This is a genomic window from Bradyrhizobium sp. 4 (assembly GCF_023100905.1).
Taxonomy (GTDB): domain Bacteria; phylum Pseudomonadota; class Alphaproteobacteria; order Rhizobiales; family Xanthobacteraceae; genus Bradyrhizobium.
In genome coordinates this window covers 730,085-744,593 of sequence record NZ_CP064686.1, presented here as the reverse complement: position 1 = coordinate 744,593, position 14,509 = coordinate 730,085, and the positions used below count along the sequence as shown (strand labels likewise).

The window sequence follows — 14,509 nt, the reverse complement described above, 5'->3', positions numbered from 1 at the left end:
GACTTCGTCAAACCACTCCCTGTGGTTATAGGTCCCGGCCTTCGCCGGGACGATCAGCTGAGAGACCTACGCCGCCGCCGTGGTCACGCCGCCGTCGATGACGATGGTCTGTCCGGTCATGAAGCTCGACGCGTCGGAGGCGAGGTAGGCCACTGCGCCCGCGATTTCGTCGGGTTCGCCGATGCGGCGAAGAGGTGTGGTGGCGGTGCGGCGTTTCAGATTCGCTTCGTCTTCCCACAGCGCACGGGCGAAGTCGGTCTTGATCAGGCCGGGCGCGATGCAGTTGACGCGGACGCCTTTCGGGCCCCATTCGCCGGCGAGCGAACGACACAGCGCGAAGTCGGCGGCCTTGGAGATGCCGTAGGCGCCGATCACGGTCGAACCGCGCAGGCCGCCGATCGAGGAGATGATGACGACGGAGCCGTTGCCACGCTCGGCCATCTGCGGGATCGCCAGCGCGGAGAGCCAGATGTTGCTCTTGACGTTGCTGCCCATGATCTTGTCGAAGGCTTCGTCGGTGATGTCGAGCAGCGGGCCGTAATACGGATTCACCGCGGCGTTGCAGACGAGGACGTCGATCTTGCCATAGTGCTTGGTCGCACCCGCGATCAGCGCCTCGACCTCTTGCTTGCGCGCGATGTTGCAGGGGATGACGGTGGCGTCACCACCGGCCGCCTTGATGCCGTCGGCGACCTCCTGGCACGCGTCGGCCTTGCGCGAGGAGACGACCACTTTGGCGCCGAGCTTTGCCAGCAACTCCGCGGATGAGCGGCCGATGCCGCGGCTGGAGCCGGTGACCACGGCGACCTTGCCGGTAAGATCGAACGGGGTGTTTTTCATTGTTGTTGCTCCGTTGATTCCGTTGACTGCGTCATTGCGAGCGCAGCGAAGCAATCCAGGATCTTTCGGCGGAGAAAGTCTGGATTGCTTCGTCGCTACGCTCCTCGCAATGACGGCGGTGGCGCTTAGATCAACCCGCCACCGTCCGCCACGCGGCGCTGGTGGTAGTCGGTGTCACCAAAGCTGTTCTCGATCATGGTCAGGCGCTTGAAGTAGTGGCCGATCTTCGCCTCCATGGTCATGCCGATGCCGCCGTGGAGCTGGATCGCCTGCTGTCCGACGAACTTCAGCGACTTGCCGATCTGCACCTTGGCCGCGGCGACGGCGTTGCTGCGCTCCTTGGCGTCCTCGAAATCAGCAGCCATGGTCGCGAACATCGACATCGATCGCGCCTGCTCGGCGGCGACGAACATGTCGGAGGCGCGGTGCTGGAGGCTCTGGAACGAACCGATCGCGACACCGAACTGCTTGCGCGTCTTGATGTACTCGACTGTTGTCTTCAGAGACTCGTCCATCAGGCCGACCGCTTCGGCGCAGAGCGCGATGCGGGCTTCGTCGACCACACGCTCGATCAGCGCGAGCGAATCGTCGGAATTGCCGAGCACGGCATCGGCACCGATCTCGACGCCGGTGAAGGTGAGGTCGGCGGCGTGCAGACCGTCCTGGGTCGGGTACGATTTCTTGGCGACCCCCTTGGCGTTGGCCGGCACCAGGAACACGCCGATGCCGCTCTTGTCGCGGCGCTCGCCCCTGGTGCGCGCGGTCACGATCAGGGTATCTGCGTTCTCGCCGTTGAGCACGACGAACTTCTCGCCGTCGATGACCCAACCCTCGCCCTTCTTCTTCGCCGTCGTGGAGACGTCGAAGAGATCGTAGCGCGAGTTCTTCTCGAGCTGGGCAAAGGCGAGCGTCTTGCTGCCGTCGACGATGCCGGGCACATGCGCGGCCTTTTGCGCATCGCTGCCCGCATGGCGCAGGAAGCCGCCGCCGATCACGACGGTTGCGAGATAAGGCTCGAGCACCAGCGCCTTGCCGAGCGCTTCCATCACGATCATGGTCTCGACGCCGCCGCCGCCGAAGCCGCCATCGGCCTCCGCGAAGGGCAGACCGAGCAGGCCCTGCTCGGCGAGCTTGCCCCAGACCGCTTTGCTCCAGCCGCCCTTCTCCTTCATGTACTTCTTGCGGCTCTCGAAATCGTAGGAATCGGTCAAGAGGCCGTCGATGCTTTCCTTGAGAAGCCGCTGCTCCTCGTTCAGATCAAAATCCATATTCTTTGCTCTCCGGTATCGATGTCGTCATGCCCAGTCTTGTGCCGGGCATCCACGTTCTTTCGTGGCGCTAGGCGTGGATGGCCGGGTCAAGCCCGGCCATGACGGTGAGTGCGCGTTAATAGTGTACGATCACAGCCCCAGCACCGCCTTGGCGATGATGTTGCGCTGGATTTCGTTGGAGCCGCCGTAGATCGAGACCTTGCGGTTGTTGAAGTAGCTCGGCGCGATCTGGGCGGTCCAGTCCATGGCTTCGTTCGAGCCGTCGTCGCCGTGCACGTCGTAGGGCGCGGCGAACGGGCCGATCACTTCCATCAACAGCTCGGTGGTGGTTTGCTGGATCTCGGAGCCCTTGATCTTCAGCACCGAGGAAGCCGGATTGGGCTTGCCCTTGCCGTGCTTGCCTTCGTCGGCGACGACGCGGAGCTGCGTCAGCTCGAGCGCCTTGAGCTCGATCTCGCAGGCCGCGAGCTTGTCGCGGAAGGCCGCGTCCTGGATGATCGGCTTGCCGCCGGATTCGACCTTACCGGCGAGATCGCGGATGCGGCGGAGCCGCTCCTTGGAGACCCCGACCCGAGCGATGCCGGTGCGCTCATTGCCGAGCAGGAATTTCGCGTAATCCCAGCCCTTGTTCTCCTCGCCGATCAGGTTCTCGTAGGGCACTTCGACGTCGTCGAAGAACACTTCGTTGACCTCGGCGCCGCCGTCGATGGTCTGGATCGGGCGCACGGTGACGCCCTTCGACTTCATCGGGAACACGATGAAGGAGATGCCCATCTGCTTCTTGGCGGACGGATCGGTGCGGCACAGGCAGAAGATCATGTCGGCGTGCTGGGCGAGCGTGGTCCAGGTCTTCTGTCCGTTGATGATCCACTTGTCGCCCTTGCGCTCGGCCTTGGTCTTCAGCGAGGCGAGGTCGGAGCCGGAGCCGGGCTCGGAGAAGCCCTGGCACCACCAATCGTCGACATTGGCGATGCGGGGCAGATACTGCTTCTTCTGCTCTTCATTGCCGAAGGTGTAGATCACGGGACCGACCATGCTGACGCCGAAGGCGAGCGGCTGCGGCGCCGGATAGGACTGCAGCTCTTCGTTGAAGATGTAGTGCTGCACGGAGGTCCAGCCGGTGCCGCCATATTGCTTGGGCCAGTGGCTGACGCCCCAGCCCTTCTTGTTGAGGATGCGCCACCACGTCACCATCTCGTCCTTCGAGAGGTGGCGGCCCTCGACCAGCTTGCGCCGCGTATCCGGCGGCACATTGTCGCGGAAGAATGACCGCACTTCCTCGCGAAACGCCTGCTCTTCTTTCGTGAATGCGAGATCCATCGGATCCTCCTGTGAATGTGTCGTCCCGGCGAAGGCCGGGACCCATAACCACCGGCCTTCGTTGTCCTGCGAAGGCCATTGTTGTTCGTGCGCCAAACTCCTGCTGCGGAGTATGGGTCCCGGCTTTCGCCGGGACGACGGCTACTGGACCAGAACTACTGCAACACCTCAAAAAGCCCCGCCGCGCCCATGCCGCCGCCGACGCACATGGTGACGACCGCGTACTTCGCCTTGCGGCGGCGGCCTTCGATCAGAGCGTGGCCGGTGAGACGCGCGCCCGACATGCCGTAGGGATGCCCCACCGCGATCGCGCCGCCGTCGACGTTGATCTTGTCGGGGTCGATGCCGAGCTTGTCGCGGCAATACAGCACCTGCACCGCGAAGGCTTCGTTGAGCTCCCACAGGCCGATGTCGTCGACGGTGAGGCCATGACGCTTGAGCAGGCGCGGCACCGCGAACACCGGGCCGATGCCCATCTCGTCCGGCTCGCAGCCGGCGGAGACGAAGCCGCGGAAGATGCCGAGCGGGTTCAGCCCGCGCTTCGCCGCTTCCTTGTCGCTCATGATCACGCTCGCGCTGGCGCCGTCAGAGAGCTGGCTGGCATTGCCGGCGGTGACCGAAAAGCCTTCACCGCGCACGGCCTTGAGGCCGGCGAGGCCTTCCGCAGTGGTCTCGGGGCGCGGGCCTTCGTCCTGCGAGAGCGTGATGTCCTTGAACGAGACTGCGCCGGTTGCCTTGTCGGTCACCGCCATCCTTGTGGTGATCGGCGCGAGTTCGTCCCTGAACTTGCCGCCTTGCTGGGCCGCGGCCGTTCGGCGCTGGCTCTCCAGCGAATATTCGTCCTGCTTCTCGCGCGAGATGCCGTAGCGTTTGGCCACGATTTCGGCAGTGTCGATCATGGGCATGTAGACCTCGCCCTTGATCTCGAGCAGCGCCGGGTCTTGCGCATGGAAGCCGTTCATCTTGTCGTTCTGCACCAGCGAGATGGACTCGCCGCCGCCGCCGACCGCGATCTCCACACCGTCAAAAATCACCGAACGTGCGGCGAGCGCGATCGCCTGCAGTCCCGAGGCGCATTGCCGGTCGATGGTGGTGCCGGCGACCGTGACGGGGAGACCGGCACGGAGCAGCGCCTTGCGCGCGATGTTACCGCCGGTCGCGCCTTGCTGGAGCGCTGCGCCCATCACAACGTCCTCGATCTCCTTGGGGTCGACCTTGGCGCGCGCGACGGCCGCGCCGATGGCGTGGCCAAGCAGGGTTGCGCCCTCGGTAGCGTTGAGCGCGCCGCGATAAGCCTTGCCGATCGGGGTGCGGGCGGTGGAAACGATGACGGCGTCGGTCAAGAGCGATCTCCTGATGCAAGTCGGGTGGCAAGTTGGGCGGATTGTGATGGTTTCTGCTGCTGGCGCAACTCATGGCGCGACAGCTTTCCGACCGGCGTGCGCGGCAGATCGTCGACGAATTCGACCTCCGCCGGCAATTCGTGCCTGCCGAGCTTGCCGGCGAGCTGCGCGCGCAGCTCGTCGAGCGAGAACGGTTTTGCATCCGGCTTCAGCTTGATGAAGGCTTTGGCCGCCTCCCCCCGGTACTGGTCGGGAATGCCGAGCACGATCACCTCGTGCACGCCTGACATGGTATAGATCGCCTGCTCGATCATCTGCGGATAGACGTTGAAGCCGCCGGAGATGATCATGTCCTTCTTGCGGTCAACCAGGAAGAAATAGCCGTCGCTATCGACATAGCCGATGTCGCCGGTGACGAAGCGGCCGTCGACGAAGGCCTCCGCGGATCCCTCGGGCTTGTTCCAGTAGCCCCTGGTGACGTTCGGGCCCTTGATGCGAATCTCGCCGACTTCGCCCGGCGGCAGCACCTTCGTGGGATCGTCCAGGGAAACGACGTCGAGCTCGATGCCGGGCAGCATCAGGCCGATCGAGCCGGGCTTATCGGGACCTGTAGGCGGATGGCCGGTGCCGGGCGAGCAGGTCTCGGTCATGCCCCAGCCGCTGCGGAGCTTCTTGCCGACTTTGCGCTCGAAGAAACTCGCGATCTCCACCGGCAGCGGCGCGCCCCCGGAGCCGATCGTCGCCAGCGAGGAAAAATCGCGCTTGTCGAGATCGGGAAGGGCCGCGATCGCGATCCACATCGTCGGCACGCCGGGAAAGTAGGTTGCGCGCTTGATTTCGATGTCGCGCATCACCGCTTCGACGTCAAAACGCTGATGCAGCGAGATCAGATTGCCGCGCCTGAGCGAGGACAGCAGCACGACTGTGAGCGCATAGATGTGGAACAGCGGCAGCACGCAGATCACGCGCTCGACCACGTCGCCACGCGTCGCGCGCGACGGCTTGCCCCAGACGTCGTAGATCGACACGGCCGAGGTGAGATTGCCGTGGGTCAGCATCGCGCCTTTGGGCAAGCCGGTGGTGCCACCGGTATATTGCAGCAGCGCGACGTCGTCGGCGCTCACTTGCGGCCACTCTGCCGGCGCGGTGGCGCCCTCGACAAAGGCCTTGAAGGTGACGATGCGGGGATCGCTGGGGATCGCAGCCTGCGGCGTGCCGACCTTACCCCAATTATTGTCCTCGCAGACCACCAGGCGGTCGATCAGGCCCTTCTCCAGGAATTTCAGCGCGGTCGGCAGCAGCGCCGCGAGGTTGGACGTGACGAGCAGGCGCGAACCGGAATCGGAGACCTTGTGCGTCAGCGCGATCTCGCCGTCGAGCGGTGAGAGATGCGCGACGCGGGCGCCGGCCTTCAGCGCGCCGAAGAAATTGACGGGATGGTCCGGCGTATTGCCGAGGAACAGCGCGATGGAAGTATTCTTGCCGCAGCCGGCGCGCAGGAACGCGGCAGCCGCACGCTCCGCCATCGCGGCGAGCTCGGTGTAGCTAATCGGACGATCGCGAAACTCGAGCGCGGTGCGCGCACCGTAGTCAGCGGCGGCTTTCGACAGCAGGTCAGGGAGCGTGCCCTGGACGATGGCGTCGTCCCAACGCACGCCCTCGGGATAAAACTGTTCGCCGGGATGGGTCATTGAAGGCCGTTACTTTGCAAACGTGAGGCGGGCACGGACAGACGGGCTCCCTTCCCCCTTGTGGGGACGGGTTGGGGAAGGGGGTGGCCACAAACGCCTGCGCCCGGGGCTATCCCCCTCCCTGACCCTCCCCCACAAGGGGGGATGGAACGGAGAGGGCGTTGCCCGGGGCGAGACATCACAGCCACCCCAATCCAATCACGCCGCTTTCGAGCCCGCCGCGAGCGACGCGAAGGTCTTGCCTTCGGCCGCGAGCTTCTTCAGCAGTGGCGCGGGCTCGAGGCTCGGATCGTTGGTCTCCTTGGCATAGAAGGAGAGACGATCGGCGATGTGCTTGAGGCCGACGGTGTCGGCCCAGAACATCGGGCCGCCGCGGTAGATCGGCCAGCCATAGCCATAGAGCCAGACCACGTCGATGTCGGACGGGCGCGCGGCGATACCTTCCTCCAGGATCTTTGCGCCCTCGTTGATCATCGGATACATCATGCGCTCGAGGATCTCGTCGTCGCTGACGACGCGCTTCTTGCGGCCCATGCGCAGCAGCGTCTCATCGATCAGCTTCTCGACTTCGGGATCCGGCAGCGCCGAACGGGAGCCGGCTTCGTATTTGTAATAGCCCTTGCCGGTCTTCTGGCCGAAGCGCCCGGCTTCGCAGAGCGCGTCCGCGATCTCCGACTTGATGCCGCGGTCCTTGCGCGAGCGCCAGCCGATATCGAGGCCGGCGAGGTCACCCATCGCGAACGGCCCCATCGGCATGCCGAACTTCGTCACGACGGCGTCGACCTGCTGCGGAAGCGCGCCTTCGAACAGCAGCTTCTCGGACTGCTTGCCGCGCTGGGCCAGCATGCGGTTGCCGACAAAGCCGTCGCAGACGCCGACCACGGCCGGCACCTTTGCGATTTTGCGCGCGATCGAGACCGCGGTCACAAGGGCATCCGGCGCGGTCTTGTCGGCGCGCACGATCTCGCACAATTTCATGACGTTGGCGGGCGAGAAGAAGTGCATGCCGAGCACATCCTGCGGACGCTTGGTCGACTTCGCGATCTCGTCGATGTTCAGGTACGAGGTGTTGGAGGCGAGCACGGCGCCCGGCTTGACGTACTGGTCGAGCTTGCCGAACACTTCCTTCTTCACCGCCATGGTCTCGAACACGGCCTCGATCACCAGGTCAGCATCACCGACGTTCTCGATGCCGACGACGCCGTTGATCAGCGCCATGCGCTTGGCGGGCGCATCCGCCGGGATGCCACCACGCGCAGCGGTCGCTTCCCAGTTCTTCTGCATGATGCCCATGCCGCGCTTGAGCTGCTCCTCGCCGGTCTCGATCAGGGTGACGGGAACGCCGGCATTGGCAAAGGACATCGCGATGCCGCCGCCCATCGTGCCGGCGCCGAGGATGGCGACGCGGTTCACGGGCCGCGGCTTGGTCCCCTCAGGAACGCCGGCGATCTTGCTGGCCTCGCGCTCGGCGAAGAAGGCATAACGCTGCGCCTTGGACTGATCGCTGGCGACGAGCTTCAGGAAACCTTCGCGCTCCTTCTTGAGGCCTTCGTCGAACGGCAGGTCGATGGCGGAGCCGACGGCGTCAGCCGCCGCGAACGGAGCTTCCAGGCCGCGCGACTTCTTGGTCATGGCGGCGACCGCGTTGGTGAAGATCGAGCGATCGACCTTGGCCGCCGCGATCTTGGAGTCGTCGTCACGCAGACGGCGCAGCGGACGCTTTTCAGCCAGCAGCTTTCGTACGAAGGCTTCACCTCCGGCGGCCGGGCCCTCGACGATCTCCTCGATCAGGCCGTTCTTCAGAGCTTCCGCCGCACCGATCGGATCACCGCCGACGATCATCTTGACCGCGAGCTCCGGTCCGACTGCGCGCGGCAGGCGCTGGGTGCCGCCGGCGCCCGGCAGCAGGCCGAGCTTCACCTCGGGCAGGCCGAGCTTGGCTTCCTTCACCGCGACGCGGAAATGACAGGCGAGCGCGACCTCGAGGCCGCCGCCGAGCGCGGTGCCGTGAATCGCGGCCACGACCGGCTTCGGTGAATTCTCGATCTCGGAAAGCACGTCGTTGAGGGCGGGCGCCTTCGGCGGCTTGCCGAATTCGGTGATGTCGGCGCCTGCGATGAAGGTGCGGCCGGCACAGGTCAGCACGATGCCCTTGATGGCGGGATCGGCGATTGCGGCCTTGATGCATCCCAGAATTCCGCCGCGAACCGCGGCGCTCAGCGCGTTGACCGGAGGGCTGTCGACCGTGACGATCCCGACTTCGTCATGACGCTCAAGCTTGACCACTTCGCTCACGGTGTCCCTCCTTGGTGGGGTAACTTTTGTTCAATTTCGCACTGCGGAATTTAATTCCGCATCTTGACGGCAGGGTTATTTTGAAGCACGTGGCTTGTCAACGACTCCGCGCAAGAAGCAGATCTGGGATGAAGCGTACAGGAAAGAAGACCGCGACCGATCGGAATTTCGTCGTCGCGCTTTCCCGCGGACTAGACGTATTGCGCGCATTCCAGCCCAGCGACGGACTTCTTGGCAATCAGGAAATCGCGGCCCGTACCAATTTGCCCAAGCCGACCGTTTCGCGGCTGACCTATACCTTGACCAAGCTCGGCTATCTGACGCCGGTTCCCCGTTTCGAGAAATATCAGCTTGCGCCGGCCGCGATGGCGCTCGGCTACGCCGCGTTGTCCAATCTCGGCGTTCGGCATTTGTCCGAACCGTTCCGCGAGGAAATGATGCGCGCGACCGGCGGAGCCGTTGCCGTCGGCGGCCGCGACCGTCACAGCATGATCTATTTCGGGCAAAGCCGCGGCAGCGAGACGGTCGGCGTTCAACTCGACGTCGGCTCCCGCGTGCCGATTGCAACCAGCGCGATGGGCCGCGCCTATTTCTGGGCGCTCGAGGAAAACGATCGGGCGGAACTGTCTCGTGTCTTGCGCGAACATTACGGCAGCCGCTGGCCCAAGATGCGCGACGGGCTGGAACGTTCCGGCGAGACGGTCGCGAAATACGGATTTGCGATTTCGGTCGGCGACTGGCACGACGACATCGGCGCCGCCGGCGTCGCACTCAGGCTCAACGACGGAACCGGCCCCTACGCATTCAATTGCGGCGCGCCGGCATTCCGCTTCACGGAAGAGCGTTTGATCAACGACATTGGACCGCGTCTGCTTGCGATGGTAAGGAACATCGAAGCGGCACTTGGGGGTCTGATGCCGCATTCCAAAAAAGACGTCAGCAAAAAGCTGAAATCAGGAGGGAAAGTTGCGCGTGTGGCCGAGGGGATCAGATAGCCTTTGTTGTCATCGAGAGCGGTTCACATCGCTCCTTCGCTCACCGAACAGAGTGGGCGAGACGAGATGACGCAGGCACAGCTCGCGCAGGGGACATCGCCCCTGCTCGCGGTTCGCGACGTCAGCGTCGTGTTCGGCGGCATCGTCGCGCTCAACGGTGTGTCCTTTGACATGCACAAGGGCCAGATCCTCGGCTTGATCGGCCCTAACGGCGCCGGCAAGACCACGCTCTTCAACTGCCTCTCGCGGCTGTACCAGCCATCGTCCGGCGACATCCTGATGGAGGGCGCAAGCATCCTGACGCGCCCGCCGCACCGGATCGCGGAGATCGGCATCGGCCGCACTTTCCAGAACGTGGCGCTGTTTCCGAATTTGTCGGTGATGGACAATGTCCGCGTCGGCACCCATGCCCGCACCTCCAGCGACATCATCAGCGACTCGCTGCGGCTGGCCTGGGTTCGCCGCAGCGAGAGCGACGTCAACAAGAAGGTGCATGAGATCCTCGCCTATCTCGACCTCGAGGACGTCGCCCACACCGTCGTGTCGGGCCTGCCGTTCGGCACGCAGAAGCGCGTCGAACTGGCGCGCGCGCTCGCTGCCGATCCGAAGATCCTGCTGCTCGACGAGCCCGCCGGCGGCCTCAACCACGAGGAAGTCTACGTGCTCGGCGACCTCATCCGCCGCATCCGCGACGAACGCCACATGACCGTGCTGCTGGTCGAGCATCACATGGGCCTCGTGATGTCGATCGCCGACCACGTCGTCGCGCTGAATTTCGGCAAGAAGCTCGCGGAAGGCACGCCGGCCCAGGTGCAGGCGGATCCCGACGTCATCAAGGCCTATCTCGGGAGCAAGGACCAATGACGACACTGCTCAACGTCAAGGACCTGCGCGCCTATTACGGCCAGGTCCAGGCGCTCCACGGCCTCTCCTTCTCGCTCAGCGAGGGATCGCTGACCACGCTGCTCGGGGCCAACGGCGCCGGCAAGACCACCACGCTGCGCGCGATCTGCAACATGGTGCGTTCGACCGGCGGCATCGAGTTCGACGGCAAGCCGCTGAACAACCGCTCCACCGAAAGCATCGTACGGTTCGGCATCGCCCATGTGCCGCAGGGCCGCGGCACCTTCACCACCATGACGGTGGAGGAAAACCTCCAGCTCGGCGCAATCACCCGCAAGGACAGCGCCGGCATCGTCTCCGACATCGAGCGCATGTATGCGCATTTCCCGGTGCTCAAGCAGCGGCATACCCAGCAGGCCGGCACGCTCTCGGGCGGCGAGCAGCAAATGCTCGCGGTCGCCCGCGCGCTGATGCTGCGGCCGCGGCTGATGCTGCTGGACGAGCCTTCGTTCGGCCTGGCGCCGCTGGTGGTGCGCGACCTGTTCGGCATCCTCGGCAAGATCAATCGCGAGGACAAGGTGTCGATCCTGGTGGTCGAGCAGAACGCCCAGCTCGCGCTCGAGCTCGCCGACCAGGCCTATGTGATCGAGACCGGACGCATCGTGATGTCGGGCAACGCCAAGGACATCGCGAACAACGAAGAAATCCGCAAATCCTACCTGGGTTACTGAGGAGCCGGCACGATGGAGCTGTTCACCAACCAAGTGCTGGCCGGCATCGCCACGGGCGCGATCTACGCCTGCATGGCGCTCGCCGTGGTCATGATCTACCAGGCGATCGACCATCTCAACTTCGCGCAGGGCGAGATGGCGATGTTCTCGACCTTCATCTCCTGGCAGCTGATGCAATGGGGCATTCCCTATTGGGCCGCCTTCGTGATCACGCTGGCATTGTCCTTTGTCGGCGGCATCGCGATCGAGCGCATCCTGTTCAAGCCGCTCGCCAAGGCGCCGGTGCTGACCAACGTCGCCGGCTTCATCGCGCTGTTCGCGATCATCAACTCCTCGGCCGGCCTGATCTGGGACTTCACCATCAAGCAGTATCCGACCCCGTTCGGCTCCTCGCCGTTCCTCGGCAGCCAGCTGATTTCGACCCACCAGGCCGGCATGATCGGCGTGACGGTGCTGCTGCTGCTCGGCCTCTACTTCTTCTTCCAGTACACCAAGATCGGCCTCGCCATGCGCGCGGCCGCCTCCGTACCTGAATCGGCACGGCTGGTCGGCATCAACACGAGCTGGATGATCGCGCTGGGCTGGGGCATGGCGTCCGCGATCGGTGCGATCGCCGGCATGCTGATCGCACCGGTCGTGTTCCTCGAGCCCAACATGATGGGCGGCGTGCTGATCTACGGCTTCGCCGCGGCGGTGCTCGGCGGACTGACGAGCCCGTTCGGCGCCGTGGTCGGCGGCTTCCTGGTCGGTGTCTTCGAAAACCTCGCCGGCACCTACATTCCCGGCGTCGGCAACGAGTTGAAGCTCCCGATCGCGCTCGCGCTGATCATTTCCGTCCTGGTCGTCAAACCCGCTGGCCTGTTCGGCCGGCAAATCGTCAAGCGAGTTTGATCATGAGCGCTGCAGAAGACGTCGTCACGGAAGCCCCGGCCGTCGAGGCGGTTCCGAAGCGGGCGATGACGCTGGGCACGGGCACCTCCCTGTTAGTGCTGGCGGTGCTGTTGATCGTGCCGGTGTTCGTCAAGAACTTCATCATCTTCCAGATGACGATGCTCCTGATCTACGGGCTCGCGGTGCTGGCCTTGAACATCCTGACGGGCGGCTCCGGCCAGTTCTCGCTCGGCCAGAGCGCCTTCTACGCCGTGGGCGCTTATACGTCGGCGGTGCTGATGGAGTACTTCAACGTCAACTATGCGCTGACAATTCCGATTTCCGCGACGGTCTGCTTCGCATTCGGCTACCTGTTCGGCAAGCCGGCGCTGCGGCTATCGGGCGTCTATCTCGCGCTCGCGACCTTTGCGCTTGCCACCGCGATGCCGCAGCTGCTGAAGCTGAACTTCCTCGAGCACTGGACGGGCGGCGTGCAGGGCCTCGTCGTCACCAAGCCCGACGCGCCGTTCGGGCTGCCGATGTCGCAGGACACCTGGCTCTACTACTTCTCGCTCGCCGTCGTGCTCGCGATCTACATCTTCTCGGTAAACCTGCTGCGCTCCCGCTCGGGCCGTGCCTTCATGGCGATCCGCGACAACGAGATCGCGGCCTCCTCGATGGGCGTCAACGTCGCACTGTACAAGACGCTGGCCTTCGGCGTGTCCGCCGGCATCACCGGCGTTGCCGGCTCGCTTGGCGCCATCGCCGTGCAGTTCGTCGCGCCCGACAGCTACACGATCACGCTGGCGATCTCGCTGTTCCTCGGCATGGTCGTCGGTGGCGTCGGCTGGCTGCCCGGCTCGTTCGTCGGCGCAGCTTTCATCATCTTCGTGCCGAACATGGCGGAGGGCATCTCCAAGGGCCTCTCCGGCGCCGTATTCGGCGTACTCCTGTTCGCCGTCATCTACCTCGTGCCGCACGGCGCGAGGCAGATCGCGATCATGGGCCAGCAACTCGTCGGCCGGCTCAGAAAGAACTGACAACCCGTTGATTAAGCTAAGGAGACCCGAATTGTTTTTTGAAAGAACACTGCGAACCGCTGCGCTGGTGACGGCAACGGCGGTCATCACTCTCAGCTCCGGCGCCGCATTTGCCCAGAAGAAATACGACACCGGCGCATCCGATACCGAGATCAAGATCGGCAACATCATGCCGTATAGCGGTCCGGCGTCGGCCTATGGCATCATCGGCAAGACCGAAGAAGCCTATTTCAAGATGATCAACGACAAGGGCGGCATCAACGGCCGCAAGATCAACTTCGTCACCTATGACGACGGCTATTCGCCGCCGAAGGCCGTCGAGCAGGTCCGCAAGCTGGTCGAGAGCGACGAAGTGATCGTCGTGTTCAACCCGCTCGGTACGCCTTCGAACAGCGCGATCCAGAAGTATTTGAACGCCAAGAAGATCCCGCAGCTGTTCGTCGCCACGGGCGCCACCAAGTGGAACGACCCGAAGAACTTCCCCTGGACCATGGGCTGGCAGCCCTCCTACCAGAGCGAAGCGCAGATCTACGCGAAATGGCTGTTGAAGGAGAAGCCGGACGCCAAGATCGCGATCCTTTATCAGAACGACGATTTCGGCAAAGACTACCTCAAGGGCACCAAGGACGGCCTAGGCGCCAAGGGCGCGTCCATGATCATCATGGAAGAGAGCTACGAGGTGTCGGAGCCCTCGATCGACGGTCACATCGTCAAGATCAAGGCGGCCAATCCCGACGTCCTGCTGATCTACGCGACGCCGAAGTTCGCCGCCCAGACCATCAAGAAGACCGCCGAGCTGAGCTGGAAGCCGCTGCAGATCCTCACCAACGTGTCGATCTCGGTCGGCAGCGTGATGAAGCCGGCCGGCTTCGAGGCCTCGCAGGGCGTGTTGTCGGCAGCCTATGCCAAGGACTCCACGGACCCGCAGTGGGCCAACGACCCCGGCATGAAGAAGTGGAACGAGTTCGTCGACAAGTACATGCCGGGTGCCGACAAGTCCGACACCAGCATGGTCTATGGCTACGGCGCGGCGTCGACGCTGACCAAGGTCCTGGAAATGTGCGGCGACGATCTGACCCGGGCCAACATCATGAAGCAGGCGGCCTCGTTGAAGGATTTTGCACCGGACACCCTGCTGCCCGGCGTCAAGATCAACACCGGGCCCACCGACTTCGCCCCGATCGCCCAGCTCCAGATGCAGCGCTTCAAGGGCGAGAAGTGGGAACTCTTCGGCGAGATCATCAGCGGCGACATCGCCACCGAGTGACAC

Annotated in this window: 12 protein-coding genes; 6 read left to right on the top strand and 6 right to left on the bottom strand. The window is 64.1% G+C overall.

Annotated features, from left to right (window positions below; all coding sequences use genetic code 11):
* Positions 1-66 precede the first annotated feature (66 nt).
* The 6 genes from IVB45_RS03510 to IVB45_RS03485 form a co-directional block, all read right to left on the bottom strand.
* Positions 67-840 carry a glucose 1-dehydrogenase gene (locus tag IVB45_RS03510; RefSeq protein ID WP_247362832.1) on the bottom strand — a complete coding sequence of 258 codons (774 nt, stop codon included), beginning with the start codon at positions 838-840 and terminating at the stop codon, positions 67-69.
* A gap of 125 nt (positions 841-965) precedes the next feature.
* Entirely contained in the window at positions 966-2,108 is a 1,143-nt protein-coding gene (gene pimD, locus IVB45_RS03505) for a pimeloyl-CoA dehydrogenase small subunit (protein ID WP_247362833.1), read from the bottom strand.
* Positions 2,109-2,240: 132 nt separating this feature from the next.
* Positions 2,241-3,431, bottom strand: a complete 1,191-nt coding sequence (gene pimC, locus IVB45_RS03500) for a pimeloyl-CoA dehydrogenase large subunit (RefSeq protein ID WP_247362834.1) — start codon at positions 3,429-3,431, stop codon at positions 2,241-2,243.
* Between the two features lie 155 nt (positions 3,432-3,586).
* The gene (locus tag IVB45_RS03495; protein WP_247362835.1) at positions 3,587-4,774 is read right to left on the bottom strand and encodes an acetyl-CoA C-acyltransferase; all 1,188 of its coding nucleotides are present in this window, start codon (positions 4,772-4,774) and stop codon (positions 3,587-3,589) included.
* Complete coding sequence (gene pimA, locus IVB45_RS03490) at positions 4,771-6,465, bottom strand: dicarboxylate--CoA ligase PimA (RefSeq protein WP_247362836.1); 1,695 nt, start codon at positions 6,463-6,465, stop codon at positions 4,771-4,773. Before pimA ends, IVB45_RS03495 begins: the two co-directional genes overlap by 4 nt.
* Positions 6,466-6,663: 198 nt before the next feature.
* Positions 6,664-8,760 (bottom strand): 3-hydroxyacyl-CoA dehydrogenase NAD-binding domain-containing protein, encoded by a 2,097-nt coding sequence (locus tag IVB45_RS03485; RefSeq protein ID WP_247362837.1) that lies wholly within the window; start codon positions 8,758-8,760, stop codon positions 6,664-6,666.
* 128 nt (positions 8,761-8,888) lie between these two features.
* On the opposite strand from IVB45_RS03485, the gene IVB45_RS03480 reads away from it, so the two are divergent.
* From IVB45_RS03480 to IVB45_RS03455, 6 genes are all read left to right on the top strand, one after another.
* Complete coding sequence (locus IVB45_RS03480) at positions 8,889-9,755, top strand: IclR family transcriptional regulator (protein WP_007599713.1); 867 nt, start codon at positions 8,889-8,891, stop codon at positions 9,753-9,755.
* A 66-nt stretch (positions 9,756-9,821) separates the two neighbouring features.
* Entirely contained in the window at positions 9,822-10,619 is a 798-nt protein-coding gene (locus IVB45_RS03475; RefSeq protein ID WP_007599710.1) for an ABC transporter ATP-binding protein, read from the top strand.
* Positions 10,616-11,329 carry an ABC transporter ATP-binding protein gene (locus IVB45_RS03470; protein ID WP_007599709.1) on the top strand — a complete coding sequence of 238 codons (714 nt, stop codon included), beginning with the start codon at positions 10,616-10,618 and terminating at the stop codon, positions 11,327-11,329. Before IVB45_RS03475 ends, IVB45_RS03470 begins: the two co-directional genes overlap by 4 nt.
* Positions 11,330-11,341: 12 nt before the next feature.
* The gene (locus IVB45_RS03465) at positions 11,342-12,220 is read left to right on the top strand and encodes a branched-chain amino acid ABC transporter permease (protein WP_007599708.1); all 879 of its coding nucleotides are present in this window, start codon (positions 11,342-11,344) and stop codon (positions 12,218-12,220) included.
* A gap of 2 nt (positions 12,221-12,222) precedes the next feature.
* Positions 12,223-13,239 (top strand): branched-chain amino acid ABC transporter permease, encoded by a 1,017-nt coding sequence (locus IVB45_RS03460; protein ID WP_247362839.1) that lies wholly within the window; start codon positions 12,223-12,225, stop codon positions 13,237-13,239.
* Positions 13,240-13,270: 31 nt separating this feature from the next.
* Positions 13,271-14,506: an ABC transporter substrate-binding protein gene (locus tag IVB45_RS03455; RefSeq protein ID WP_247362840.1), complete on the top strand. Its 1,236-nt coding sequence runs from the start codon at positions 13,271-13,273 to the stop codon at positions 14,504-14,506.
* Positions 14,507-14,509: the final 3 nt, after the last annotated feature.